This is a genomic window from Gordonia sp. NPDC057258, from assembly GCF_042668985.1.
In the GTDB taxonomy this organism is placed as follows: domain Bacteria; phylum Actinomycetota; class Actinomycetes; order Mycobacteriales; family Mycobacteriaceae; genus Gordonia; species Gordonia hongkongensis.
Map to the genome: position 1 here is coordinate 1 of NZ_JBHUXZ010000022.1, position 23,304 is coordinate 23,304.

Consider the following 23,304-nt stretch of genomic DNA (forward strand, 5'->3'; position numbering starts at 1 on the left):
AGCCACGAAGGGCGACAACTCACGTCGCCCTTCGTGGCTCGCGTCGCTCGCACCTCAGGGAGCAGATGAATCGGCCACTCGCCCTCGAACGCAAGGGTTCTTCCGCGGCCGCGCGGCGTCAGACCTTCGAATGCCCCATGTCGATCTGGAACTCGGCCGCGGTGATCCCCTTGGCACTGTCGGACGCGAGGTAGAGGACGGCGTCGGAGATCTCGTCGAGCGCGGCGACCGGATGGTAGTCGAGGATCGACGTGAAATGCGGGTTGACCCAGGGGATTCCGAAGATCCGGTGGGCCTCGGTGTCAGCCACACCCATCGGGGTGTCGACCGCGTACGGGTGCACGCTGTTCACCCGGATGCGATGGTGACCGAGCTCTTTCGCGGTCGTCTGGGTCAGTCCGACGAGTCCGTACTTCGACGCCGAGTACGACGCCTGCAGCGGCATCGCCTTCAGCCCCGCGACGGAACTGATGACGGTGATCGAGCCCCCGTTGCCCGCCTCGAGCATCGCCGGAATGGTGGCCTTCAGCGTCTTCCACGCGCCGACGAGGTTGATGTCGACGACGTCGGTGAACTGCTCTTCGCTGAGCTCCCAGACCTTGCCCCAGGTCAGCACCCCGGCGTTGGCGACGACGTGGTCGAGCCGACCGAACTGCTCGACGGCGTCGGCCACGAGCTGCTGCTGGAAAGCAAGATCGCGCGTATCTCCCTGCCGTGCAAGGATCTTGCCGCCGACGCCCTCGACGAGACGAATCGTCTCGGCGAGGTCGTCGGCCGTGGCCGCGGGGTAGGTCGCGTGGTCGATGATCGGACCCGCGATGTCGAGGCCGACGATCGCGGCCCCCTCACGGGCGAACCGGATCGCATGATTGCGACCTTGACCTCGGGCGATGCCGGTGATGTAGACGACCTTGCCGTCGAACTGTCCCATGGCAGAACTGTAACACGTTCTAGTTCTGCTCCCCAGTGTTCGCCGGGGCCCGACGAACGGTTCAGGCGTGCCCGAACGCGCGGGTGAAGCCGTCGGGTACGACGAGGTCGGCGGCCGAGAGCTCGTGCACGCTCTTGTGGCCGAGACCCATCAGCACGCCGTCGAGTCCCATGCGCATGAGGTCCAGCACGTTCTCGACACCGGCCTGGCCGTTGGCGGCTAGACCCCAGAGGTACGCACGGCCGATCATGACCGCGCGGGCACCGAGTGCGAGCGCTTTGGCGACGTCACTGCCGCGACGGATCCCGCCGTCGAGCAGGACCTCGATGTCGTTGCCCACCGCGGCCGCGATGTCGGGAAGGAGGCGGATCGTCGCCGGCGTGCCGTCGAGATTGTTGCCCCCGTGGTTGGACACCGACAGTGCCGTCGCGCCGATGTCCACTGCCCGCTTCGCGTCGTCGAGACGGGTGATGCCCTTGACCATGAAGGGGCCATCCCACTGCTCGCGCAACCACTTCAGGTCCTCCCAGGTGGGCGGCGGCGTGTTCATCCAGGACCCGTAGGCCCCGAAGAACGTCGGCCCGGGCACCCCCTGCGGTGTGAGGTTCGGCGCGGTCAGGTCGGGGATGTTGATCTTCCCGCCCTTGACCCAATCGAGTGCGTACCTCGGCTTGACCGCGATCTCCGGCCCCAGACGGAGAAGCGCCTTGAGGTCGACCTTCTCGGGGATCTCGGGGCTGCCCCAGTCGCGTCCGACGTTGAAGACCCAGTCGGTCGTGACGATCAGCCCCTTCGCGCCGGCCGCCTTCGCGCGCTCGGCTCGCGCGAGGATCTCCTCGCGGCTGCCCAGCCAGTAGATCTGGAAGAACACCTTGTCATTGACCGCGGTGACCTCCTCGACCGCGTGCGAGGCGAAGCTCGACAGCCCCATCGCCGTTCCGCGGGCCGCGGCGGCGCGGGCGACGGCGACTTCACCCTCCGGGTCGACGGCCTGCACGCCGGTCGGCGAGATCATCACCGGGAACGAGATCTCTTGCCCCATCACCGTTGTCGTCATCTCGCGGTCGGACTGCACACCGACGACGTGCGGCGCCCAGCCCAGTTCGGAGAACGCGCGGACGTTGTCGTCGACGGTGACACCGGCCTGCGTACCGGCGACCAGCGACGAGTACACCGATTTGGGCAGCCGCTTCTTGGCCCGGCGCTGCGCCTCGGTGACGGTCTCGAACCAGGGATTTCGGGCCCAGGGGTTGGCAGACATGTTCTTCCTACTCATTGATCCATCCATGGAGACCGGTTGGCTCTCATGGAGACGGGGCGCCGGTTCCGACGACGGCGCGCCCCGTGGTGTACCGCGGGCGATCTACCGCGCGGCGGGGGTGAACCCGGCGAGCGGGTTCTCGTCACAGGACTTGGTGGGACGCGAGGCCACCGGGGTCAGGTCGCCGTCGGGCCGCCGGGTCATCAGGGTCAGCGGCGTGCCGCGTGAATGGTCCTTGTTGGCGGTCGGTTTCGTGCGGTCGCCGGCGAGGAGTTCCTCACCGTAACCCTGCACGCACTCCGGGTCCGGGCCGGCGAGCGGGAGGCCGGTGAAGAACTTCGCGGCCATGCACCCGCCGCGGCAGGCGTCGAAATGCGCACACTTCGTGCAGGCGCCGGCGTTCTGCGGTTCGCGCAATTCGGTGAACAGGTCCGACCGCTGCCAGATCTCCTGGAAACCGCCGTCGGACAGGATGTTCCCGGCGAGGAAGTTCTCGTGGATCGCGAACGGGCACGCGTACACGTCACCGACCGGGTCGATGAGGCAGACCACGCGTCCCGCACCACACAGATTGAGGCCGGGGAGGCCGCCGCCGGAATCGGAACCGAACGCCGACAGATGGAAGAACGAGTCACCCGTCAGCACTCGATCACCGTGTGCGACAAGCCAGTCGTAGAGTTCGCGCTGCTGGTGCGGCAACGGATGCAGGTCATCCCACACGTCGGCGCCCCGGCCGGAGGGACGCAACCGGGTGATGCGCAGCGTGGCGTTGTAGCGGTCGGCGAGCGCCTTGAACTCGTCGAGTTGCGCGACGTTCTGTCGCGTCATGACGACGCTGATCTTGGCGTCGGCGAAACCCGCCTCTGCCAGGTTCTCCAGCGCACGGACGGCCATGTCGAACGAACCCGGACCGCGGACCGCGTCGTTGACCTCCGCGGTCGCCCCGTCCAGCGAGATCTGGACGTCGACATAATCCGACGCCGCGAGTCTCGCGGCCACCTTCTTGTCGATGCGCAGGCCGTTGGTGGAGAACTTCACCCCCACCTGATGGCTGGTGGCGTAGTCGACGAGCTCCCAGAAGTCCGGGCGAACGGTCGGTTCGCCGCCGCCGATGTTGACGTAGAAGACCTGCATCCGCTGCAACTCGTCGATGATCGCCTTGCACTGTTCGGTGGACAGCTCGCGGGGATCGCGTTTGCCCGACGACGACAGGCAGTGCACGCACGCGAGGTTGCACGCATAGGTCAGTTCCCAGGTGAGGCAGATGGGCGCGTCGAGACCCTTCTCGAACTGGTCGACGAGCCGGCCGACCTTCGGCACCTCGCCGGCGGTCGGTGCGGGCGCCCGGAGTGCACTCGCGAATTCGGTTGCTGTGGGCGGCATCTCGATGGTCGTCATCGTTGAGGTCCTTGCATTCGGGGCTGTCGGTTCGGAACTGGGACGTCCGGGCCGGGACGTCGGGCCTGATCGCTCAGGAGCGGGGCACGATCATGCCGCTGTCGGCGAGGGCGGTGAGCGCCTGCAGGTACAGGGGACGTTGGGCGGGCGAGATCCCGGCGGCGAGGAGGGCGGCCTCCGCCGAGTCGTGGTCGGCGAGTGATTGCACGATGCCGACGACGGTGAGGTTCTTGAGGAACGACAGCTTGCGCGTACCGAAGTGGTACAGCAGCGCGCCGAACGGTTCCGGCCGCAGAGCGACCTTCGGATTGAGCCGCCACGGCTCGAGCGTGTCGAAACCGGGCGCCTCGGCTGGGGTGTCGAACCGGACCCCGGCGACCGCGGAACGGTCGCCGGAGATCGGATTCGATGTCGGGGCTGACATCAGTAGACCCCGCACATCCCGTCGATCGAGACCTCTTCGACGAGTGACTCGGCGAGGAGTTCGGTGTCGTTCGAGCTGTGACTGGTCGCAGCGGACTGATCTGCCATGATCCATACCTCCTGGTTGGTGGGTTAGTGATGTGGATCACGACAGACTCTAGTGGCACTCGGTGCAGAAATCCAGCGTTCGCGAGCGAACTGCCCGAATGGCCAGGTGGACGGTTCTGTCGATCCGGACGACACCGGTCCCATAGGCTGAGGTCCCGATGACCACGAAGATGCGCGGTGACGAGCCCGCACGTACCCCGCCGGGCCGGCGCCCCATCACGTCGCGTGCGCAGATCAGCGCACTCGCGATCCGCCTCTTCACCACCCAGGGCTTCGAGGACACCAGCGTCGACGACATCGCCGAGGCGGCCGGGATAGCCCGGCGCACACTGTTCCGGTATTACTCGTCGAAGAACGAGATCCCCTGGGGCGAGTTCGACGACCATCTCCTCGAACTACGCACTCTCCTCGCCGGCATCCCGCCCGAGACGCCGATGGCGCAGGCCCTCGTCGACGCCCTCGTCTCGTTCAACCGGGTGCCCGCCGAGGAACTCGACAACCATCGCCGACGTATGTCCCTCCTCCTCGGGGTGCCTGCGCTGCAGGCACATTCGATGATCGTCTATGCCGACTGGCGTCAGGTCATCGCCGAGTTCTGCGCGACCCGGCTGGGCGTCGATGTCCGCGATCACCTGCCGCAGACCATCGGCTGGCTGTGCCTCGGTGCCGCCCTCGCCGCGTACGAGAAATGGCTCGACGACCCCGATGCCGACCTGGAGACGCTCATCGAGTCCGGCGCGCGCACCGTGGCCGACGGCGTGGCCGCCCTGGCGTGACTACGCTGGCAACGGCCGCAAGTGATCGACCGCAAGCCCCTCGTGGGAACACCGGTCGTTGCGCTAGGCTGAAGTAGAACGTGTTCTAATTTGGGCCGGGGTGCCGGTCCTCGACGGCGGAGACTGCGCACATGTCTGACCTGACCCCTCACGGTTCACGCAGCGTGATCCTCACGGTGTCCGAGGTGATCGACGAGACGGCCGAGGCCAAGTCCATCGCCTTCGAACTACCCGAGGCCTCGCCGAAGCCGTTCACCGATTACAAACCGGGGCAGTTCCTCACGCTACGGATTCCGAGCGAGCAGACTGGTTCGGTCGCGCGCTGCTACTCCCTCGCGTCGTCGCCGTTCACCGACCCGCAGCCCAAGGTGACCGTGAAGCGCACCGCCGACGGCTACGGATCCAACTGGGTGTGCGACAACCTCTCCCCCGGCACCCAGGTCGAGGTGCTGCCGCCATCGGGCGTGTTCACCCCGAAGTCCTATGACACCCCATTGCTGCTCATCGCGGCCGGCAGCGGTGTCACGCCGGTGATGTCGATCCTCAAGGCGGCCCTCGAGAAGGGCGACGCACCGATCGTCTTCTTCTATGCCAACCGGGACGTCGCCGACGTGATCTTCGCCGCCGAACTCCGAGAACTCCTGGCCGCCCACCCAAATCGGCTCACCCTCGTCCACTGGCTCGAATCACTCCAGGGTCTGCCGAGTGCGGCCGCTCTGGCAACGGCTTTCGCGCCCTACGCGACGTCGCACGTCGCCTACATGTGCGGACCGGGCCCGTTCATGGATGCCGTCCACAAGGGTCTGTCGGACGCGAACTTCCCGCACCACAACGTCCACACCGAGGTCTACAACTCGCTGTCCGGCGACCCGTTCGCCGACGTCGAACTCGGCGAGGTGAGTGAGGAGGAGCAGGCGGGTGCCGCCACCGTCGAGGTGGAGCTCGACGGTGAGACCCACACCCTGACCTGGCCTCGCTCACGAACTCTCGTCGACATCATGCTCGCCGCCGGACTCGATGCCCCGTATTCCTGCCAGGAGGGTGAGTGCGGTTCGTGCGCCTGCACTCTCACCGAGGGCAGCGTCGACATGGACAACGCCGGCGCGCTCGACCCCGAGGACATCGAGGACGGGTACATCCTCGGCTGTCAGGCGCATCCGACATCGGACACGCTGAAGGTCGAATTCTGAGAGAGTGGTTCGAGTTCGTGCAGTCACCGGTCCATCGAAGGAGAACGACGACGTGAGCACCATCCGCGGTTCCCGGCTCGACCCCGTCCAGCTCGCCCGTGGCCTCGCCGCGATGCTCATCAGCATCGGAGTGCTCCACTTCGTGGCACCCAAACCGTTCGACGAGATCATCCCGGAGGAGATCCCCGGCGACCCCCGCACGCTGACCTACGCTTCCGGTGTTGCCGAGATCGGTTTGGGCGCGGCACTTCTCGCTCCGAAGACCCGACGCGCCGCCGGCGCGGCGTCGGTGCTGCTGTTCCTCGCCGTCTACCCCGCCAACATCAACATGGTCCGGCTGTGGTGGGACCGGCCGCTGCCCTACAAGATCGTCGCGCTGGCCCGGTTGCCGTTCCAGTTCCCGATGATCTGGGCCGCTGCGAAGGTCGCACGCGAGGGCTGACCCTGTCGTCACAGATCCCGGAGGGCGCGGTAGTGGGCACGCTCCTCCGGGGTCCGGTGTTCGAGCGCGTATGACAGTGCGGTGCGGCCCATCCGGGCAGCGTTGTCGTCCAGGTAGCCGATCAGGACGCTCTCGTCGACTCGTTTGCCGACCTCCCGCAGCATCCAGCCGAATGCCTTCTGGATGAGACCCCGTCGGTCGTCGCGGACGAGCGGCGCCACCGCGAGCAGTGCCGCCGGGTCGCCGTGCTTGATGAAGGCGAAGGTCGCGATCACCCCCACCCGGCGCCGCCACAGATCGTCGTCCCGCGCGTGTTGCAGGACGAGATCGAGTTCGCCGCTGCGCCAGCAGTATTCGCCGAGGACGGGATCGGCGGACGAGTCGACGAGATCCCAGTTGTTCACCCGGCCGCGGCGCACGGCGTCGAGGTAGAGGTCGACCCAACCCTTGCCGTCGCCGCCGCGGCGTAGCTCGCGTTCGAACTCCTCACGCAGGAGGAACAATGCGATCAGGCGATGCTCGTGGATCGGTGAGTCGAGCAAGTCGACGACCTGATCCGACGCGATGCCGCGGAACCCCTTCGCGAGCTTCCGTTGTACCGGTACACGGATTCCGAGGAATTCGTCACCCTCCCCGTATCCCCCCGGTCGGGCCTGGAAGAACGCAGCCTGGCCGAGCGCGAGCTGCGGGTCGGCCACCTCGGCCGCGGCGTCGCGCACCCGCGTAGCGGTGGGCGTATCCGTCACTGCGTCACTACAGCAGATCCGCCACGGGAGTGGGGGTCTGCAGCTTCGGCCGGGTCTTCATCACGGCACCCACCTTGCCGGCGCCCACCACCCCGGTGAGCACGCCGTCCCGGCTGTAGTAGGCAACGAACTTCTTCCCGTCGTCGTCGACGACGTGGACCTCGTCATCGGCGCGCGGGGAGCCGAGTACCTGGATCTTGACGTCGAACTGGTCGCTCCAGAAATAGGCGACCGACGCGGTGACCGCGTCGCCACCGGTGATCTGGTGCGCGACGACCGAGGCCTGCTCGACCGTGTGGTTCCAGTGCTCGACGCGTTTCGGCCGCCCGTCCTCGTCGAGCCAGTTCGCCACGTCACCGAGGGCGTAGACGCTCTCAGCGCTGGTGTGTCCGGTTGCATCACAGGCGATTCCGCCCCCCACCTCGCGTGCGGCGAACTCGATACCCGACCCGTCCAGGTACCCGGTCACCGGGGTCGAACCGATACCGACGACGACGATGTCGGCGGGCAGGGTGGTGCCGTCGGTGAGTTCGACCGCGCTGACCCGCCCGTCGGACACGTCGATCTTCGCGACCCCGACCCCGGTCCGCAGATCGATGCCGTTGGCCACGTGCAACCGCGACACCAGGGCGCCGATCCGCTCCCCCAGCGCCACGGCGAGCGGCGTCGGAGCCGGTTCGACGAGGCTGACCGCCAGTCCGCGGGCCGCGAGGCCGGCCGCCACCTCGCATCCGATGAAGCCGGCGCCGATGACGACTGCGGTGCTCGCGGAATCGATCTCGCGACGCAGCGCCACCGCGTCGTCGTAGGTGCGGAGCACGTGCGCGCCACGGACGTTCTCTGCGAGACCGGGAAACGGCCGCGGATCGAGCCCGGTCGCCAGTACGAGAGTGTCGTAGGCGACGGTGGCGCCGGAGGCCAGTGTGATCGTCCGGTCCGTCGGTGACACCGCGGTCACCGCTTCACCGAGTCGCAGCGTGATGTCGGAGTCCTCGTAGAACTCCGCGGGTTTGAGATCGACGCGGTCGTCCTTGCCCAGCAGCACCGACTTCGACAGCGGCGGACGGTCGTACGGTGGATGCGCTTCGGCTCCGACGAGGGTGATCGGATCGGTGAAGCCGTTGTTCCGCAGGTTCTCCGCGACCCGGATTCCGCCGAGTCCGGCTCCGACGATCACCACACCCGCGCTCGATGCACTCATCTCTGGTCCCCTTTTCGTCATCCCACCCCGCGAGCACCCGTCTGCGCCGGCGGTCACGCGGACCGCCCGGGGCCGGGCATCTCGTGTCTCAACGGGTCACGTCGCCGACCGGTTGCAGGTCGGACAGCAGCCAATTCCCGTCGACCTTACGCATAAGTGCCCACCGGGCGATAGAGGTCGTCTCGGCCGGTGGACGACTCGCGGCACCCGGTGCCGGTGAACCGGACCCGGCTGTCACCCGCTGGTCGGCGAAGACGAGCACCCGGGCGCGTTCCGAGTCGCCCTCCTGCAGTCCGGCACCGACGACCTCGCCGGTCACCGACAACGCTGATGCACGGACGCCGGGAACCACGACGTCGGTACCGCGGTTCCGGTACTCCAGGCGTAGCGGGTCGGTCAGCAACGCGTCGGTCGCCTGCCGCCGGTCGGCGGGGTCGTCGGGCGAGTAGGTCAGAAGCGCACTCACGGCAGCCGCAGCCGCGCTGAGGATCTCGCTGCGTTGCGCCTCGGTCGGGTCGGGATCGGGGCGCAGGGTCGCGGCGCCCGCGATCGCCGCGACCACCAGGGATACCGCCGATGCGGCGATGAGAAGCCGCATGCGGATGCGTTGGGTTCGGGTCGGCCGTGCCGGTAGCAGGACCCGGTCGTGAGCGGTGGTCATGGACGCCTCGCCTCGGCGATCTTCCAGCCGCCGTCGGTGCGCGTCATGGTGATCAGCGCCGTGATCCGCTCCCCGGTGGTGTCGATCTCCGAACCGTCCCCCGACCCGCCCAGGAGCGCCGGGTTCGTCGCGTCGGCGACGACGAGCACGTCCACGCTTCCACCGATGTCGTCGGACGACGGATCGGTGACGAGCCCGGCCGAGATCACTTGCCCGACACTCGAACCCCGTTTCCCGCCCACCTCTGTCATCAGTGCCTCCCGGGCGGCGTCGATCCGTTTCAGCTGCGGTCCGGTGCTCACCTCCGCCACGCGTGTCACGTAGCCTTCGGGGTCGGCCGGGTCGGCGGTCAGCATGACGGTGACGGCGCCGCGGGCGGATGCGAGCACGTCGTCCTGCAACTCGGTCGCCGCCTGCTGGCCGCGGATCTGCCAGGCAAGAAAGCCGGCGACGCCAACGAGGACGACCACCGCGATCGCTGCTCCGACGAGAGTCCGGCGCACCGTCTGTGTCCGGCGTGCCGCACGCGCCCGGAGCGCCGGCGCGGCGACGATCCGGGCGGTGCGCGCCCGTCGGGTCGCCGCGTCGACCCGGGCGCGGGCGAGTTCGATTCGCGTGGTGATGGTCTCGGTCATCGTCGCACCCGCAGATTCCGATGGACGGTCATCCGATCACATCCGCCGCCGCGAGGAGCCATGTGTCGTCCGACCGCGCGTAGCGGGCCAGGACCGTGCGTTGAACGGTCGTCGCCGGCCCCGCGGCCGGACGTACTGTCACCACGACACGCAGCAGCGCCTCCCCCTCCGCGGCGTCGACCGCGACGATGCTGACGACCTCGGGGCGCCAGGTCACCGACGACGTCCCCTCGGGCGGGGGCCGATCGAGCTGGGCCCCGTAGCTGTCGGTGAACTCGTCGGCGACCCGCTCCCGCGCCCGCGTCCGGTCCTGCTGCCAGCGGTCCGCATCGACCGAGAAGACGTCCGCGACGATCGTTCCCGCCTGTGCTCGCAACTGGTCTCGGCTCTCCGCGACGTCGGAGCCGGTACGGTGCGAGTTCCACAGGGCGAGCACCACGACGAGCGTCGCGACCAGGACAACCGCCGCGATCGCGAGGCGGATGGCGGCACCTCGCACCCCGATGGGCCGGGTCGTTCCGCGTCCCGGGACCGGCTCGACGCCCGGGGTGTGAGTCGGTGGCGTCATGGAAGGTACTGCACCGCACTCAGTTTCAGCGTGTCGTCGGCCGGTGTGATGAGCACCCGCAACCGGAATCTGCGCGCCTGGTCGCCGGTCTCGGCCGGCGCCGCCCCACCGGTGAAGACGACGGTGGCCGCAATGAGGACCGTGGCGGTGTCGCCGGTCCGGACGGAGATCCCCGTGCCGTCGACAGAGGACTGCGCGACGGTGCCGTTGGCCCGGATGAATTCGGTGTAACTGTCGGCGGATTGGGCGAACTCGTCGTAGAAGGCGCCGGTGGCGCCGGCCAGGATGCGCTGGGCGCGCCGATCGTCTCGGCTGTCCGGGGCGATGAGCACCGCAACCCGGTCGGCCGCCGCGGACTGGAGTTCGGCATCGGAGTACCGCTCACGGTCTCGCTGCCACGCGGTCACCGCCACCCCCGCGAGCACGAGCGCGACGACGAGGACCACCACCGCGACGACCCACCGGAGCCGCGACAGGCGCCGACGGAGTCCGGCCTCGACCTCGAGGGCGTGCAGATCGTCCAGTGCCTCGCGCAGCTCGCGCCTCGCCGCCCGGTCGGCGGACACCTCCCGCACCCCCGACCGAGCACCCATGCCGTCCCTCTTCACGACGACAGGGGCGTGCTCTCCTGGGGCTGCGTCAGACTGTCGCCCGGCGCCCGGGTGTCGACCTTCTCACCGCGGATCCGGCTGGAATATGCCGCGCGCGCCTGCTGGTCGGGGCTCAGGAAGATCGAGTCCAGCTTGGTCAACCGGCGCGACCACCGCTTCATCGCCTGCGGGAACAACGCGCCCGACTCCGCCCACCGCATCGACCGGGGCGCGTAGACGCGGACCACCGGCCGCGCGATCGTCTGCACGACGATCGACGCCACCTCGCCGGGCTCGACGGTCTGGATGAACTTGTTGGTCTGCAGGCCGGAGATCAGGGCGGTTCGCGTGAACGTGGGGAGTACCGCGCTGACGGCGACGCCCTTCGGCTCCAGCTCGGCGCCCAGCGCCTCGGAGAACTCGATGACGGCTGCCTTGGCGCCGTTGTAGATGGTGAGGCCGGGGGTCGGTATGCGCCCGGCCGTCGATGCGATGTTCACGATGTGGCCGGTCCTGCGGGGCGCCATCCGGCGGGCCGCCTCCTGGCATCCGATGATCACGCCCAGGACGTCGATCTCGTAGGTCCGGCGGATGATCGTGTCGTCGTAGGAGAGGAACGGTCCGACCGGCATGATCCCGGCGTTGTTCACGAGCACGTCGATCGGTCCGAGCCGGTTTTCGACCTCGGTCAGGAACGCATCGAAGGACTCGCGTTTGGTCACGTCCACCTCGATGCCCTCGCAACCGAGGTCGGCGGCGGCCTTGCCCACCGCCTCGGAATCCACATCACCGATCGCGACCCTGGCCCCCGCCTCGGACAGCTGGGTCGCGGTCTCGAATCCGATGCCACGCGCGCCGCCGGTGATGACCACGACCTTGTCCCGTAGCGCGGCGCGGATCGCGTCGTGGTCGGGTGTGCGGGACAGCTTGTCACGCAGACTCATTGGATCTCCTTCGGTGGATGCGGACTTCAGACGAGAGGAACGGGGCCGGCGTGGCCCGTCATCTCCGGTGGGGTTTCACCAGATCATCGGTGAGAGGAACTTGGCGGCGAAATCCCGAACGCGCTGGGGTTCGTTGCGAGCAGGGTCCGACGGCGGCGTCTCCAGCAGTGAGATCACCAGTCGCACATGGATCTCGACGGCTTCCAGCAGATCCTCGACGGGCATCTGCGCACCCTCGTCGCGGAGTGTGGCCGCGACCCGGTCGGTGACCATGTCGATGAACAACGACGTCATCGTCGCCGTGACGCTCTTGATCTCGGAGTCGGTGAGGACGATCCGGCTCAGCAGCGGATTGGAGTTGACCCACTCGGCGCCGACGGCGAACGCCTCCACCAGCGCGGCCTTGGGTCCGAGCCCCTTCACCGAGGCCTCGAGTTTCTGCATGCCCGTCTCGTAGGCGTCGTTGGCCACCGCGTAGAGCAGCGCATCCTTGTTCGGAAAGCGCCGGTACAAGGTGCTGCGGCTCACTCCAGCCCGCGCGGCGACCTCGTCGATGTTCGCGCGGCGGACACCGACCTCGGCGAACTCCGCCCCGGCAGCCGCGAGGATCGCGGCTTCCTGGTCGGCCGGGCTGGCGGTGTTGCGGACCTTACGCGTCGAGGTCCGATTCCCGCTGTCGGCCTTGGTTCCGGTGCCTGCCACGGTCATCGCCGCCGACGGGTGGCGGGCAGCGAGTCCTCGGGTGCCGACCAGTGGTCTTCGTGCAGCCGGCGATGTCTGATCTCCGTGATCTCCATCTGGTCAAAATACAGCCCGGCGGTCCGGTGTCCGCGGGCACCGCGACCCCGGCCGACGTGCAACGGGGTTCCGTCGCGGTCGGGAGACGGGACGCCGACCGAATCGACTGCTGCCGGCACTGTCGCCAGAACCGAGGCCATGATCGTCTCCCTCCCGCAACGGCCGCCCCGGGTACGGACGGTCGGCATGTGACCCACATCGCATGATAGACCACGTTGAGACAGATCGGAGAATGCGTTCCTATCCTCGCCCGCGACCCGTGGGCGACCCGTCCATCGTCAGCAGGCGGTGACACCGCCGCAGACGCTCGCGCCACCAATGCTGACGCTCTTCTTCGACCGCGAGTCCGCGCACGTCGACCGAGGCGTCGGTGCCGAACCATCGCGTTCCCACCGAGCCGTCGACCATCTGGAAGGACGCGGCGACATCCGCGGCGAGCAACGACCCGGTGCCCAGCCCGCACGCAAGCTCCAGGCGCGGTAGCGCGGCCGCGGCAGCCACGCCGGCGGCCATCCCGATCGCGCTGTCGAGGGCACTCGAGACCACGATGTCGAGTCCCAGGTTCTCAGCGAGCTGGAGGGTTGCGCGCATGCCGCCGAGCGGCGCGACCTTGACCACCGCCACGTCAGCAGCGTCGGCCGCGACGACACGGTAGGGGTCCTCGGCCTTCCTGATGGATTCGTCGGCAGCGATCGGCACCTCGACCGCCCGACGCACGGCCGCCAGTTCTTCGACTGTGCGACAGGGCTGTTCGGCATACTCGACCTCACCGATGGCGCGCAGGGCGGCGATGGCCTCGTCGACGGTCCAGCCGCCGTTCGCATCGATGCGCACCCTGCCGATGAGCTCCCGCGTCGCCGCGACCCGGGCGACGTCGTCGTCGAGGGTCTGCCCCGGTTCGGCGACCTTGACCTTCGCGGTTCCCGCGCCGGGGTATCGCTGCAGCAATGCGTCGACCTCGTCGGCGGGGATGGCGGGCACGGTCGCGTTGACCGGGACGGTGTCGCGGACCGCGGCGGGAGGGCCGACCCAGGCGGCCTCGATGCCGGCCCGCAGCCACGAGGCCGCCTCCGGGTCGTCGTACTCGACGAACGGACCGAACTCCCCCCAACCCGCCGGCCCCGCGAAGACCATCGTCTCGCGCGTGGTCAGGCCGCGGAATCTCGTACGCATCGGCAGGCGCACCGCGACAGCGGAAGCGAGGACCTCCTCGACGTCGGGAAGCGCCCAGTCCGGTTGCCTGCCCCGCATCGTCCGTCCTCCCTCTCCGCATACAGATCACCCCGCGTCGTTGGAACAACCTTCCAAATTTGTTCCAAGTGCGATATTCTCGCCGCCATGTCAGTCAACCAGGGATTCGACGCCGGTATCCGCGAGGCAGAGCCGATGATCGTCGACGACACTCCGGACACCGCGGGCGAGGTCGCCTCGCCACGTCTGGGCGCCGACTCGCTCGTGTGGAAGTTCTACGGCGACAACCGCGGACTGCTGGGCTTCCAGCGTCTGGCCGGCACCGAGAACTGCATCGAACAACTCGGCCAGGCCGTGCTCGACCACTCGGTCATCTTCAGCGACTTCCTCGGCCGGGCCAAGCGGACCGGCCCCCCGGTCATGCGGACCGTGTACAGCACCGAGCCGGAGAAGTGGGGGCGCACGGTGCGCGACTTCCACCGCGACATCAAGGGCACCATCAGCGACGGATCGCGGTACCACGCACTCAATCCGGAGTTGTTCTACTGGGCGCACGCGACGTTCGTCGACCAGGTCCTCTACATCACCGACACCTTCATCCGACGCCTGAGTTACGCCGAGAAGGTCCAGATTTTCGAGGAGAGCAAGGTCTGGTATCAGCTCTACGGGGTGAGCGATCGCGGGCAGCCGCAGACCTACGAGGAGTTCGTCCAGTATTGGGAAGACATGCTCGACCGGTTCGTGCCGCACAAGACGATCGTCTACGCCACCGGTTACATCCGGCAGGGGCTCCCCCGCCCCAAGAAGATCCCCGCGCCCGTGTGGAAGATCCTGTCGCTTCCGTTGAACGCCTTCATCCGCACCGTTGTCGTCGGAACGCTGCCCCAGCAGATGCGTGACGTGTGCGACCTCGAGTGGAACGACAGGCGCGAGAAGAACTTCCAACGGTTCGCCGCCCTCATGCGGGCTGCCAACCCGTTGATCAACCGCCTGCCGCTCAAGTACCTCTACGTCCCCTGGGCCTACGACGCATGGCGCAAGGTCGGGATCGACCCGCGACCGCTGCACAACAAGCCCGCCTGACCCGCTCCGCTCTCTGAGCTGAGGAGCACCATCCCCCGCCCCCGGAGGAGCACCATCCCGCCCCGGACAAGCGCGATCCCCCGCTCCCTGAGGAGCACCATCCCGCCCCGGACGAGCGCCATCCCCCGCTCCCTGAGGAGCGAGCTTGCGAGCGTCACGAAGGGTCTTGGTGACATTCGTGGCAGACCCTTCGTGACGCGCCCTCCGCAAGCTCCGGGCGCTCCTCAGGGAGCAGTGGTGGGCCAATGGTTTCGCGGTTCTCTCGGATCAGGAACCAGCGAGCCGGAGATGACGCCGGCAGGCGTCAGTGCCCGAGGAACCCGTCGACGTGGGTGACGAACTCCTCGGCGCGGTCGCGGTGAACGCTGTGCCCCGCCTCGATGGTGACGAACCGCGAGTTCGGCAGGGCGTCGCTGAGGGTCCGCAGGTGGCGCGGCGGCAGGAAGCTCTTCTCGCCACCGGAGATGACCATGGCGGTGGCCTGCACATCCGGCAGCTCCGACCACCAGTGCGGCGCGCAGACGTCGAATTCGGCGACGATCTGGTCGCCCATCCGGCCGTCGTAGCGGATGACCGGAAAGGGGTTGCGCGCGAGCGCGATCAGCCCACGAATCTGCTCGCCCAGGGTGGCGCGCATGGCGATGCCCTCGGACAGATCGGCCTCGTCGCGGGGCATCGGCGGCACCTCTTCGAGCACCAGGCGTCGGATCCTCGTCGGCTCACGCATGGCCACTCGCAGCGCGGTGTGGGCACCGAGCGAATGGCCGACCACGTCGGCGACCGCGATCCCGAGGGTGTCGAGGACATAGGCCAGGTCGTCGCGGAAGTCGTCGAGCCGGTAGACCTCACGGGCCCGGCCGCTGCGACCGTGTCCACGGAGGTCCACGCTGATCACCGCACGCCCGCGGGCGCGGAGTGCCGTCGCGAGCCGGCGCCAGGTCGAATGGTCCGATGCCATCCCGTGCACGAGGACGACCGGTACGCCCCGGTCGGCCTCCCCCGCGATCCGGACCGCGAGGTCGGGGTCGCCGCTTCGACGCAGAACACGCATGACCGTCAGCTTACGAACGTCGGCCGTGCGGGCGCCGTCACACTCCACCCGGCCGTCCGCGCAGACCGCACCTCACCGGTCGTCGTCACCGGTCGCGGAACCAGCCGCTGTTCTTGGCGCGCCACACCATGTCCTCCCAGTACCCCCAGGCGTGTGTCCCGACGGACGGAAAGTCCGTCGTGACCGGGATGCCCTGCAAAGCGGCCGCGACTTCGAACGACCGGGTCTGCGCGAGCGACACCACCTCCAGCGGTGTGCCCTTGACCGAGGCCACGGCGTCGGCGTTGTGCGGACCCCACGTCGCCGAACCGGACCCGATGCGGATCTTCATCCCCCGCATCCGCGGCAGCTGGACGAGTGCATCGTTGCGCGTCCACCGGTCACTCCAGGGCGGTCCCCACATGGCGTCCGCGCTGAACGGACCGACCCCCGCCCCGACACCGGCGTCGATCAACGCGAGCCGAACAGCCTCTCGCATCGTGGGCGCGGACAGGTTCAGGTAGCCGGACATCGAGAAGACGTGCGAGATGCGCTTGCGGTGGTACGCCCCGTAGACCATCGCAGCGTTACCGCCCATGGAGATGCCCATGATCGCGTATTTGCCCAGCGGGCCGACTGCGAGTCCGCGCGCGTCGAGTTCGCGCACGATGGTGTCGAGTCGGCACGTCCACCGATAGCGGTATCCGACCTTGTTGGCCGGGCTCGCCGCTTCCCAATCGGTGTAGAAGCTCGCGAGACCTCCGACCGGTTGGATCACGTTGACGCCGGAGTCGGCGATGCGGTGGACACGCGTGTCGCGACGCCAGCCACTGATGTCACCGGTCGCGCGAAGACCGTCGAGAGCGATGACGGTTTTGCTGTTGCCCCACCGAGTCCAGGTGTCGACCGGGGTGCTCGGCATGCCGCAGCCGGACACATGGAACCTGCCGAACGCGGCCGACGCGGATGCGTTACCCGACCCGATGGTGACCACGCCGACCACCGCGAGGAGCGCGAGGGCGAACGCGAGGGCTCGACGTCGGCGGGCAAGCCGACGCGGCCGTAGTGAAAGCTGCACCGACGAACTGTAATTCGACGACCATCAGCAATGCCACGGCTGTGACCCTAGGGCATCGACATCGATATCGAGTGGTGACCAGAGTGACTAGAGTGAATCAAGTGGCGTATGTGGCAGAGGATTCATTTTGTTACAGACGATCCACGCAGCGTCAGAGATCGTCGACGATGCGCTGACGCGCCCGCGCGTACTCCTCCTCGGTGACCGCGCCGGTGCGGCGCAGTTCGTCCAGCGACGCGAGCCGTTCGGCCGGCGAACGGCCCGGGTCACCACCCCGGCCCGACCCGCCACCGGCCTTGGTGAACGACGGGGGGTCCATCCGAGACGAGCTCGCCGAATCCGCCCGGACTCCCGCCCAGCCGCGCACGACCTCCATGACCTCCGCTCGGGCCGCGGGATTGGACCGCAGATCGATCACGCCACTGCCCGCCACCCCGTGACGCCCCAGGATCTGCAGGATCTCCCCCAACGGTTCCGCCTGACCGGTGAGATCGTAGGTCCGGCCGTCCTCTTCGGAGGTGAACCTGGCCGGCACCGAACCGGCGAGCAAAGCGGTTGCCTGCCAGTCGATCTCGAAGTCCTGGGACTCGGGATCGACCATCACGGCCAACCGACGGGCGTGAAGCAGCGGCTGCTGGTAATGCGGCACGACCTTCCTCGTCGACACCTTGAACGGAGCGAGTCCCTCGGCGTGGATCCGGAGCCCGAGCTTCATCAGCGGCTGGTCGTTGATCTCGACATTCGTCTGACCGATCGAGGTGATCTCGGCGATGCCGAACACTCCGGCGGCGCGCAGGCGTTCCAGCTTGGCGCCACCCCGATAGTTGAACCACGCGATGGCAACGCCGAGAACGATATCCAGCACGGTGATGCCGATCCCGGTCCACAGCATCCACTCCGTGTCGGGTGCATCGATCACGAAGTAGGCGACGAGGAAGATCGGACCGACGATCCCGCACAGCATGACAAACGCGAAAGTGCCCACGGCACTCCACACATGGGCAGGAACACGTGGCCCGGTCCCCGACTCTCCGAACATGGTCATGCGCGAACTCTATGCGCGGACCTGCGGCGACGGAAGTTCGAAGGCCGAGGCGTCCCACCTTGGAACGACATGGAAGCGCCACCGTTCGCAGTCGGCGCCGGATACGAGTAGTTCGCCGCACTTTCCCGGGTCAAAGTTGCCTGATCTGCGGTTTCGGCACGACCCGGAGAGTCTCGGTGGCACACTCTGCGCTCAGATGAGCACGCCGAGGCTCACCACCGAGAGGTTCCCCATGGACGACACCCGCTCGCATCGGTTCACCCGGCTCCTCTCGACGATGGCCGTCACCGCCGCCATCGTCGCGAGCTCCGCCCTGAGTGGAGGCGGGGTCGCCTCGGCCGCACCACCGACGCCGACCCAAAAACTCTGCGGCCAGAGCACCGACGATCCCGCCACCGATAAGTCCCTGCTTCTCTGGGGAAAGGTGAAGGGCACCAAGCCCGGTCAGATCGGCGACAACATCGACGTCATTCAGCCGGGTCCCCAGTACCAGCCGAACCCGAAGTACGTGAAGTACTAAGCAATCCGTCGAGGTGGTGACCACAAAGGTCACAACGATGACTTCCTGCTCCTACCCACCAACCGGATCAGGGGCATCGAATGCCCCTATCTGTACAACGGTTCCGAGTTGAACCTGTGGAGCGCGGCGTGGCTGCAGGCGGGCAAATTGGTCGCCAAGAATCCCACTCGACCGATTGCGATAGGGGTGAACTCCGCCACGGCGCGCTCGCAAAACCAGCTGCACATTCATCTGGCGCAGGTGAATCCCACCTCGCTGGCCGACCTGAGGGCGATCCCCAACCCGGAGACGCATCTGGACAACTGGACGAAGACCGACGTCGTCTTGAGGCTCAACAAGACCAAATCGAAGATCCCCCGGCACTTCCGCGTCGTCAAGTACACCGGCGGTCTGCCCGATCTGTTTCGTGTCCTGAAACGTCAGCTGCCCGCCACCGAGGACATGGCGGACCAATCGATCGGCGTGGTCGATGCCGGCCAGCCCAACACCTACTTCGTCCTCACCAGCAATCCGAAACTGGGTGGTGCCGGGACGGGACTGATGGACATGATCTACGGCTGGGGCGTCTGACCCTCGGCAGGATCAACGACAAAGGCGCCCGGCCACTTTCGTGACCGGGCGCCTTCGACTCAGTGAGTCAGTGAGTCAGTGAGTCAGAACGAGATCACTTGGTGATCTTGGTGACTCGACCCGCACCGACGGTGCGGCCACCCTCGCGGATGGCGAAACGCAGGCCCTCGTCCATGGCGACCGGCTGGATGAGCTTGACGCTCATCTCGGTGTTGTCGCCCGGCATGACCATCTCGGTGCCCTCGGGGAGGGTCACGACGCCGGTCACGTCCGTGGTACGGAAGTAGAACTGCGGACGGTAGTTGTTGAAGAACGGGGTGTGACGGCCGCCCTCGTCCTTGGACAGGATGTACGCCTGGCCCTCGAACTCGGTGTGCGGGGTCGTGGTGCCCGGCTTCACGATGACCTGACCGCGCTCGACGTCCTCACGCTTGAGGCCGCGGAGCAGCAGACCGGCGTTGTCGCCTGCCTGTGCGGAATCGAGGAGCTTGTGGAACATCTCGATACCGGTGACGGTGGTCTTGGTGCTCTTCTCGCGGATGCCGACGATCTCGACTTCCTCGTTCACGTTGACCTCGCCGCGCTCCACACGACCGGTGACCACGGTGCCGCGGCCGGTGATGGTGAAAACGTCCTCGACGGGCATGAGGAACGGCTTCTCGGTCTCGCGGACCGGGTCCGGGATCGACTCGTCGACGGCAGCCATGAGCTCTTCGACCGACTTGGTCCACTCGGGGTCACCCTCGAGGGCCTTGAGCGCCGAGACCTTGACGACCGGGGCTTCCTCGTCGAACTCCTGGGCGGCCAGCAGTTCGCGGACCTCCATCTCGACGAGCTCGATGATCTCGTCGTCGTCGACCATGTCGGCCTTGTTCAGGGCGACCAGGATGTAGGGCACACCGACCTGGCGGGCCAGCAGCACGTGCTCGCGGGTCTGCGGCATCGGGCCGTCGGTGGCGGCGACCACGAGGATCGCGCCGTCCATCTGGGCAGCACCGGTGATCATGTTCTTGATGTAGTCGGCGTGACCGGGGGCGTCGACGTGGGCGTAGTGACGCTTATCGGTCTCGTACTCGACGTGCGAGATGTTGATCGTGATACCGCGAGCTTTTTCCTCGGGAGCCTTGTCGATCTGATCGAACGCGAAGCTCTTGTTGAGTTCCGGGTACTTGTCGTGCAGCACCTTGGTGATGGCCGCGGTCAGCGTGGTCTTGCCGTGGTCGACGTGACCGATGGTGCCGATGTTCACGTGCGGCTTGGTCCGCTCGAACTTCGCCTTCGCCACTTGATTGTCCTCCTGGACTTGTTGCTCTACTGGGCGGATCCCAGCAGGGGTTTTCTTCTTACGTTGGTGCGCAGAACTGGTCGGCGCATGTCGCTAGGACCGGGTTTACTCGCCGGTGGCCTTCGCGATGATTTCCTTCGACACGTTCGCGGGAACCTCCGCGTACGAATCGAACACCATGGAGTAGTTTGCCCGGCCCTGGGTCTTCGACCGGAGGTCTCCGATGTAGCCGAACATCTCCGACAGCGGCACCTGTGCCTTCACGACACGCGCACCACTGCGCTCCTCCATGGCCTGGATCTGGCCACGGCGGGAGTTCAGGTCGCCGATCACGTCACCCATGTAGTCCTCGGGAGTCGTGACCTCGACGGCCATCAGGGGCTCGAGGATGACCGGACCGGCCATCCGCGCAGCTTCCTTCAGGGCCTGCGAGCCGGCGATCTTGAACGCCATCTCCGAGGAGTCGACGTCGTGGTACTGACCGTCGAGCAGGGTGACCTTCAGGTTCACCAGCGGGTATCCGGCGAGGACACCGTACTGCATGGCGTCCTGGGCACCGGCGTCCACCGACGGGATGTACTCGCGCGGGACGCGACCACCGGTGACGGCGTTGGCGAACTCGTAGGTCGCACCGTCCTCGGCGTCCACCAGGGGCTCGAGCTTGATGATGACCTTCGCGAACTGGCCCGATCCACCGGTCTGCTTCTTGTGGGTGAACTCGTGCTTCTCGACCGTCTTGCGGATGGTCTCGCGGTAGGCCACCTGCGGCTTGCCGACGTTGGCCTCGACCTTGAACTCGCGCTTCATGCGGTCGACGAGGATGTCGAGGTGGAGCTCGCCCATACCGCCGATGACGGTCTGGCCGGTCTCCTCGTCGAGCTGGACCGAGAAGGTCGGGTCCTCTTCGGCGAGCTTCTGGATCGCGGTGCCCAGCTTCTCCTGGTCGGACTTGGTCTTCGGCTCGATCGAGACGTTGATGACCGGGTCCGGGAAGCTCATGGACTCGAGCACGATCGGCGACGCCGAATCGCACAGGGTGTCACCGGTGGTGGTGTCCTTGAGACCGATCATCGCGTAGATGTGGCCCGCGGTGGCGTCCTCGACCGGGTTCTCCTTGTTGGCATGCATCTGGAAGAGCTTGCCGACGCGCTCCTTCTTGCCCTTGGTCGCGTTGAGCACCTGGGTGCCGGCGTTGATCTTGCCGGAGTACACGCGCACGAAGGTGAGCTTGCCGAAGAACGGGTGAGCCGCGATCTTGAACGCGAGAGCCGAGAACGGCTCGTCCGCGGACGGCTTGCGCGAGAGGATCTCCTCCTCGTCGCCCACGGCGTGACCCTCGACCGACGGCACGTCCAGCGGGGACGGCAGGTAATCGATGATCGCGTCGAGCATGGGCTGCACGCCCTTGTTCTTGAACGCCGAGCCACAGATCACCGGGTAGAACTCACGGGCGATCGTGAGCTTGCGGATCGCGCCCTTGATCTCCTCGGTGGTCAGCTCTTCGCCGCCGAAGTACCTCTCGAGCAGTGCCTCGTCGGTCTCGGCGACCGTCTCGAGGAGCTTCTCGCGGTACTCCGCAGCCTGGTCGACCAGATCGGCGGGGATCTCCTCGATGGTCGGCGCAGCGCCGATCTCGACGGTTCCGCGCCAGGTGATCGCCTTCTGCTCGATGAGGTCGACGACGCCGTCGAAGTTGTCCTCGGCGCCGATCGGCAGCTGCAGGACCAGCGGCTTGGCGCCGAGGCGCTCCTCGATGGTGCGCACGGTGAAGAAGAAGTCCGCACCGAGCTTGTCCATCTTGTTGACGAAGCAGATACGCGGGACGTCGTACTTCTCCGCCTGACGCCAGACCTGCTCGGACTGCGGCTCGACGCCTTCCTTGCCGTCGAACACGGCGACCGCGCCGTCGAGCACGCGGAGGCTGCGCTCCACCTCGACGGTGAAGTCGACGTGGCCGGGGGTGTCGATGATGTTGATCTGGTTCTTGTTCCAGAAACACGTCACCGCCGCGGAGGTGATGGTGATCCCCCGCTCCTTCTCCTGCTCCATCCAGTCGGTGGTCGAGGCACCGTCGTGGGTTTCACCGATCTTGTAGTTCACACCGGTGTAGAAGAGGATTCGCTCGGTGGCGGTGGTCTTGCCGGCATCGATGTGGGCCATGATGCCGATGTTGCGAACCTTGTTCAGGTCGCTGAGCACTTCCTGTGCCATCAAGTTCCCTTCGGGAAGATTTCGGACTAAAGGCTGTCTTCACTTATCAGCCCCGGGCTCGCTGCGCTCGCCCCCACCCGAACGAGTTCGGGTGGACTGGGCGGTCGTCGCTTCGCGCCGAGCGCCCAGTACCCGGTTTGGGGTCGATTACCAGCGGTAGTGCGCGAACGCCCGGTTGGCCTCGGCCATCTTGTGGGTGTCCTCGCGGCGCTTCACCGAAGCACCGAGACCGTTGGACGCGTCCAGCAACTCGTTGGCGAGACGCTCGACCATGGTCTTCTCACGACGCTGACGGCTGAAGCTGACGAGCCAGCGGAGCGCGAGGGTGTTGGCGCGGTTCGGCTTGACCTCGATCGGCACCTGGTAGGTGGCACCACCGACGCGGCGGCTCTTCACCTCGAGGGTGGGCTTCACGTTGTCGAGAGCGCGCTTGAGGGTGACGACCGGATCGGTGCCGGTCTTGTCGCGAGCCTGCTCGAGGGCGCCGTAGACGATGCGCTCGGCGGTCGACTTCTTGCCGTCCAGCAGGATCTTGTTGACCAGCTGGGTGACCAGCGGCGAACCGTAGACGGGATCGTTGATGAGGGGGCGCTTGGGAGCGGGTCCTTTACGTGGCATG

Annotated in this window: 27 protein-coding genes; 6 read left to right on the forward strand and 21 right to left on the reverse strand. The window is 67.2% G+C overall.

Annotated elements, in window-relative coordinates; all coding sequences use genetic code 11:
- Positions 1–118 precede the first annotated feature (118 nt).
- From ACFUEJ_RS15695 to mftA, 5 genes are all read right to left on the reverse strand, one after another.
- Positions 119–931 (reverse strand): mycofactocin-coupled SDR family oxidoreductase, encoded by an 813-nt coding sequence (locus ACFUEJ_RS15695; protein WP_058252358.1) that lies wholly within the window; start codon positions 929–931, stop codon positions 119–121.
- Between the two features lie 61 nt (positions 932–992).
- The gene (gene mftD / locus ACFUEJ_RS15700; protein ID WP_058252359.1) at positions 993–2,192 is read right to left on the reverse strand and encodes a pre-mycofactocin synthase MftD; all 1,200 of its coding nucleotides are present in this window, start codon (positions 2,190–2,192) and stop codon (positions 993–995) included.
- A 102-nt stretch (positions 2,193–2,294) separates the two neighbouring features.
- Positions 2,295–3,590 (reverse strand): mycofactocin radical SAM maturase, encoded by a 1,296-nt coding sequence (mftC, locus tag ACFUEJ_RS15705; RefSeq protein ID WP_058252360.1) that lies wholly within the window; start codon positions 3,588–3,590, stop codon positions 2,295–2,297.
- Positions 3,591–3,663: 73 nt separating this feature from the next.
- Entirely contained in the window at positions 3,664–4,014 is a 351-nt protein-coding gene (gene mftB / locus ACFUEJ_RS15710; RefSeq protein ID WP_058252361.1) for a mycofactocin biosynthesis chaperone MftB, read from the reverse strand.
- A complete protein-coding gene (gene mftA, locus ACFUEJ_RS15715; RefSeq protein WP_058252362.1) occupies positions 4,014–4,121 on the reverse strand; it encodes a mycofactocin precursor MftA in 108 nt (35 codons plus the stop codon). The genes mftB and mftA overlap by 1 nt, the downstream gene beginning before the upstream one ends.
- Positions 4,122–4,279: 158 nt before the next feature.
- Here mftA and mftR point away from each other — a divergent pair, with 158 nt between their 5' ends.
- The 3 genes from mftR (at position 4,280) to ACFUEJ_RS15730 (ending at position 6,529) form a co-directional block, all read left to right on the forward strand.
- Positions 4,280–4,897: a mycofactocin system transcriptional regulator gene (gene mftR / locus ACFUEJ_RS15720; RefSeq protein ID WP_058252363.1), complete on the forward strand. Its 618-nt coding sequence runs from the start codon at positions 4,280–4,282 to the stop codon at positions 4,895–4,897.
- Positions 4,898–5,028: 131 nt separating this feature from the next.
- Positions 5,029–6,087: a ferredoxin--NADP reductase gene (locus ACFUEJ_RS15725; protein ID WP_058252364.1), complete on the forward strand. Its 1,059-nt coding sequence runs from the start codon at positions 5,029–5,031 to the stop codon at positions 6,085–6,087.
- 52 nt (positions 6,088–6,139) lie between these two features.
- Positions 6,140–6,529, forward strand: coding sequence for a hypothetical protein (locus ACFUEJ_RS15730; RefSeq protein WP_058252436.1), 390 nt, complete (start codon positions 6,140–6,142; stop codon positions 6,527–6,529).
- Positions 6,530–6,537: 8 nt separating this feature from the next.
- On the opposite strand, the gene ACFUEJ_RS15735 is transcribed toward ACFUEJ_RS15730, so the two are convergent.
- The 10 genes from ACFUEJ_RS15735 to ACFUEJ_RS15780 form a co-directional block, all read right to left on the reverse strand.
- On the reverse strand, positions 6,538–7,275 hold the full coding sequence (locus ACFUEJ_RS15735; protein ID WP_388030460.1) for a DNA alkylation repair protein: 738 nt from the start codon (positions 7,273–7,275) through the stop codon (positions 6,538–6,540).
- Positions 7,276–7,282: 7 nt separating this feature from the next.
- On the reverse strand, positions 7,283–8,476 hold the full coding sequence (locus ACFUEJ_RS15740; RefSeq protein ID WP_058252366.1) for an NAD(P)/FAD-dependent oxidoreductase: 1,194 nt from the start codon (positions 8,474–8,476) through the stop codon (positions 7,283–7,285).
- An 88-nt stretch (positions 8,477–8,564) separates the two neighbouring features.
- Positions 8,565–9,137 (reverse strand): hypothetical protein, encoded by a 573-nt coding sequence (locus ACFUEJ_RS15745; protein WP_058252367.1) that lies wholly within the window; start codon positions 9,135–9,137, stop codon positions 8,565–8,567.
- On the reverse strand, positions 9,134–9,772 hold the full coding sequence (locus ACFUEJ_RS15750; RefSeq protein ID WP_058252368.1) for a hypothetical protein: 639 nt from the start codon (positions 9,770–9,772) through the stop codon (positions 9,134–9,136). Before ACFUEJ_RS15750 ends, ACFUEJ_RS15745 begins: the two co-directional genes overlap by 4 nt.
- A 28-nt stretch (positions 9,773–9,800) precedes the next feature.
- Positions 9,801–10,340 carry a hypothetical protein gene (locus ACFUEJ_RS15755; protein WP_078113120.1) on the reverse strand — a complete coding sequence of 180 codons (540 nt, stop codon included), beginning with the start codon at positions 10,338–10,340 and terminating at the stop codon, positions 9,801–9,803.
- A complete protein-coding gene (locus ACFUEJ_RS15760) occupies positions 10,337–10,933 on the reverse strand; it encodes a hypothetical protein (protein WP_078113121.1) in 597 nt (198 codons plus the stop codon). The genes ACFUEJ_RS15755 and ACFUEJ_RS15760 overlap by 4 nt, the downstream gene beginning before the upstream one ends.
- A gap of 11 nt (positions 10,934–10,944) precedes the next feature.
- Positions 10,945–11,874 carry an SDR family oxidoreductase gene (locus ACFUEJ_RS15765; RefSeq protein WP_078113122.1) on the reverse strand — a complete coding sequence of 310 codons (930 nt, stop codon included), beginning with the start codon at positions 11,872–11,874 and terminating at the stop codon, positions 10,945–10,947.
- Between the two features lie 75 nt (positions 11,875–11,949).
- The gene (locus ACFUEJ_RS15770; RefSeq protein ID WP_388030464.1) at positions 11,950–12,582 is read right to left on the reverse strand and encodes a TetR/AcrR family transcriptional regulator; all 633 of its coding nucleotides are present in this window, start codon (positions 12,580–12,582) and stop codon (positions 11,950–11,952) included.
- Positions 12,579–12,812, reverse strand: a complete 234-nt coding sequence (locus ACFUEJ_RS15775; RefSeq protein WP_078113124.1) for a hypothetical protein — start codon at positions 12,810–12,812, stop codon at positions 12,579–12,581. The genes ACFUEJ_RS15770 and ACFUEJ_RS15775 overlap by 4 nt, the downstream gene beginning before the upstream one ends.
- A gap of 100 nt (positions 12,813–12,912) precedes the next feature.
- A complete protein-coding gene (locus ACFUEJ_RS15780; protein ID WP_078113125.1) occupies positions 12,913–13,923 on the reverse strand; it encodes an o-succinylbenzoate synthase in 1,011 nt (336 codons plus the stop codon).
- Positions 13,924–14,010: 87 nt separating this feature from the next.
- On the opposite strand from ACFUEJ_RS15780, the gene ACFUEJ_RS15785 reads away from it, so the two are divergent.
- Positions 14,011–14,946, forward strand: coding sequence for an oxygenase MpaB family protein (locus tag ACFUEJ_RS15785; RefSeq protein WP_078113126.1), 936 nt, complete (start codon positions 14,011–14,013; stop codon positions 14,944–14,946).
- A 304-nt stretch (positions 14,947–15,250) separates the two neighbouring features.
- Here the strand turns inward: ACFUEJ_RS15785 and ACFUEJ_RS15790 are convergent, their stop codons facing one another.
- From ACFUEJ_RS15790 to ACFUEJ_RS15800, 3 genes are all read right to left on the reverse strand, one after another.
- Complete coding sequence (locus ACFUEJ_RS15790) at positions 15,251–15,997, reverse strand: alpha/beta fold hydrolase (RefSeq protein WP_058252437.1); 747 nt, start codon at positions 15,995–15,997, stop codon at positions 15,251–15,253.
- Between the two features lie 85 nt (positions 15,998–16,082).
- Positions 16,083–16,979, reverse strand: coding sequence for an alpha/beta hydrolase (locus ACFUEJ_RS15795; RefSeq protein WP_374100833.1), 897 nt, complete (start codon positions 16,977–16,979; stop codon positions 16,083–16,085).
- 226 nt (positions 16,980–17,205) lie between these two features.
- Positions 17,206–18,099 (reverse strand): SHOCT domain-containing protein, encoded by an 894-nt coding sequence (locus tag ACFUEJ_RS15800; RefSeq protein ID WP_388030468.1) that lies wholly within the window; start codon positions 18,097–18,099, stop codon positions 17,206–17,208.
- Between the two features lie 196 nt (positions 18,100–18,295).
- Between ACFUEJ_RS15800 and ACFUEJ_RS15805 the strand changes: the two genes are divergently transcribed.
- Positions 18,296–18,619 carry a hypothetical protein gene (locus ACFUEJ_RS15805; RefSeq protein ID WP_231742461.1) on the forward strand — a complete coding sequence of 108 codons (324 nt, stop codon included), beginning with the start codon at positions 18,296–18,298 and terminating at the stop codon, positions 18,617–18,619.
- A gap of 45 nt (positions 18,620–18,664) precedes the next feature.
- Positions 18,665–19,189, forward strand: a complete 525-nt coding sequence (locus tag ACFUEJ_RS15810; protein ID WP_388030538.1) for a CDP-diacylglycerol diphosphatase — start codon at positions 18,665–18,667, stop codon at positions 19,187–19,189.
- 94 nt (positions 19,190–19,283) lie between these two features.
- On the opposite strand, the gene tuf is transcribed toward ACFUEJ_RS15810, so the two are convergent.
- The 3 genes from tuf to rpsG all read right to left on the reverse strand — a co-directional run bounded on the left by tuf (position 19,284) and on the right by rpsG (position 23,303).
- The gene (tuf, locus tag ACFUEJ_RS15815; RefSeq protein WP_058252377.1) at positions 19,284–20,474 is read right to left on the reverse strand and encodes an elongation factor Tu; all 1,191 of its coding nucleotides are present in this window, start codon (positions 20,472–20,474) and stop codon (positions 19,284–19,286) included.
- Positions 20,475–20,579: 105 nt separating this feature from the next.
- Positions 20,580–22,685 carry an elongation factor G gene (fusA, locus tag ACFUEJ_RS15820; RefSeq protein WP_265968253.1) on the reverse strand — a complete coding sequence of 702 codons (2,106 nt, stop codon included), beginning with the start codon at positions 22,683–22,685 and terminating at the stop codon, positions 20,580–20,582.
- Positions 22,686–22,832: 147 nt separating this feature from the next.
- A complete protein-coding gene (gene rpsG, locus ACFUEJ_RS15825) occupies positions 22,833–23,303 on the reverse strand; it encodes a 30S ribosomal protein S7 (RefSeq protein WP_004020595.1) in 471 nt (156 codons plus the stop codon).
- Position 23,304 lies beyond the last annotated feature (1 nt).

Bases quoted from the DNA above. Each gene is read 5' to 3' on its own strand.
- ACFUEJ_RS15695 (WP_058252358.1), bottom strand. From the start codon at position 931: ATGGGACAGTTCGACGGCAAGGTCGTCTACATCACCGGCATCGCCCGA.
- mftD (WP_058252359.1), bottom strand. From the start codon at position 2,192: ATGTCTGCCAACCCCTGGGCCCGAAATCCCTGGTTCGAGACCGTCACC.
- mftC (WP_058252360.1), bottom strand. From the start codon at position 3,590: ATGACGACCATCGAGATGCCGCCCACAGCAACCGAATTCGCGAGTGCA.
- mftB (WP_058252361.1), bottom strand. From the start codon at position 4,014: ATGTCAGCCCCGACATCGAATCCGATCTCCGGCGACCGTTCCGCGGTC.
- mftA (WP_058252362.1), bottom strand. From the start codon at position 4,121: ATGGCAGATCAGTCCGCTGCGACCAGTCACAGCTCGAACGACACCGAA.
- mftR (WP_058252363.1), top strand. From the start codon at position 4,280: ATGACCACGAAGATGCGCGGTGACGAGCCCGCACGTACCCCGCCGGGC.
- ACFUEJ_RS15725 (WP_058252364.1), top strand. From the start codon at position 5,029: ATGTCTGACCTGACCCCTCACGGTTCACGCAGCGTGATCCTCACGGTG.
- ACFUEJ_RS15740 (WP_058252366.1), bottom strand. From the start codon at position 8,476: ATGAGTGCATCGAGCGCGGGTGTGGTGATCGTCGGAGCCGGACTCGGC.
- ACFUEJ_RS15745 (WP_058252367.1), bottom strand. From the start codon at position 9,137: ATGACCACCGCTCACGACCGGGTCCTGCTACCGGCACGGCCGACCCGA.
- ACFUEJ_RS15750 (WP_058252368.1), bottom strand. From the start codon at position 9,772: ATGACCGAGACCATCACCACGCGAATCGAACTCGCCCGCGCCCGGGTC.
- ACFUEJ_RS15755 (WP_078113120.1), bottom strand. From the start codon at position 10,340: ATGACGCCACCGACTCACACCCCGGGCGTCGAGCCGGTCCCGGGACGC.
- ACFUEJ_RS15760 (WP_078113121.1), bottom strand. From the start codon at position 10,933: ATGGGTGCTCGGTCGGGGGTGCGGGAGGTGTCCGCCGACCGGGCGGCG.
- ACFUEJ_RS15765 (WP_078113122.1), bottom strand. From the start codon at position 11,874: ATGAGTCTGCGTGACAAGCTGTCCCGCACACCCGACCACGACGCGATC.
- ACFUEJ_RS15770 (WP_388030464.1), bottom strand. From the start codon at position 12,582: ATGACCGTGGCAGGCACCGGAACCAAGGCCGACAGCGGGAATCGGACC.
- ACFUEJ_RS15775 (WP_078113124.1), bottom strand. From the start codon at position 12,812: ATGGCCTCGGTTCTGGCGACAGTGCCGGCAGCAGTCGATTCGGTCGGC.
- ACFUEJ_RS15780 (WP_078113125.1), bottom strand. From the start codon at position 13,923: ATGCGGGGCAGGCAACCGGACTGGGCGCTTCCCGACGTCGAGGAGGTC.
- ACFUEJ_RS15785 (WP_078113126.1), top strand. From the start codon at position 14,011: ATGTCAGTCAACCAGGGATTCGACGCCGGTATCCGCGAGGCAGAGCCG.
- ACFUEJ_RS15790 (WP_058252437.1), bottom strand. From the start codon at position 15,997: ATGCGTGTTCTGCGTCGAAGCGGCGACCCCGACCTCGCGGTCCGGATC.
- ACFUEJ_RS15800 (WP_388030468.1), bottom strand. From the start codon at position 18,099: ATGACCATGTTCGGAGAGTCGGGGACCGGGCCACGTGTTCCTGCCCAT.
- ACFUEJ_RS15805 (WP_231742461.1), top strand. From the start codon at position 18,296: ATGAGCACGCCGAGGCTCACCACCGAGAGGTTCCCCATGGACGACACC.
- fusA (WP_265968253.1), bottom strand. From the start codon at position 22,685: ATGGCACAGGAAGTGCTCAGCGACCTGAACAAGGTTCGCAACATCGGC.
- rpsG (WP_004020595.1), bottom strand. From the start codon at position 23,303: ATGCCACGTAAAGGACCCGCTCCCAAGCGCCCCCTCATCAACGATCCC.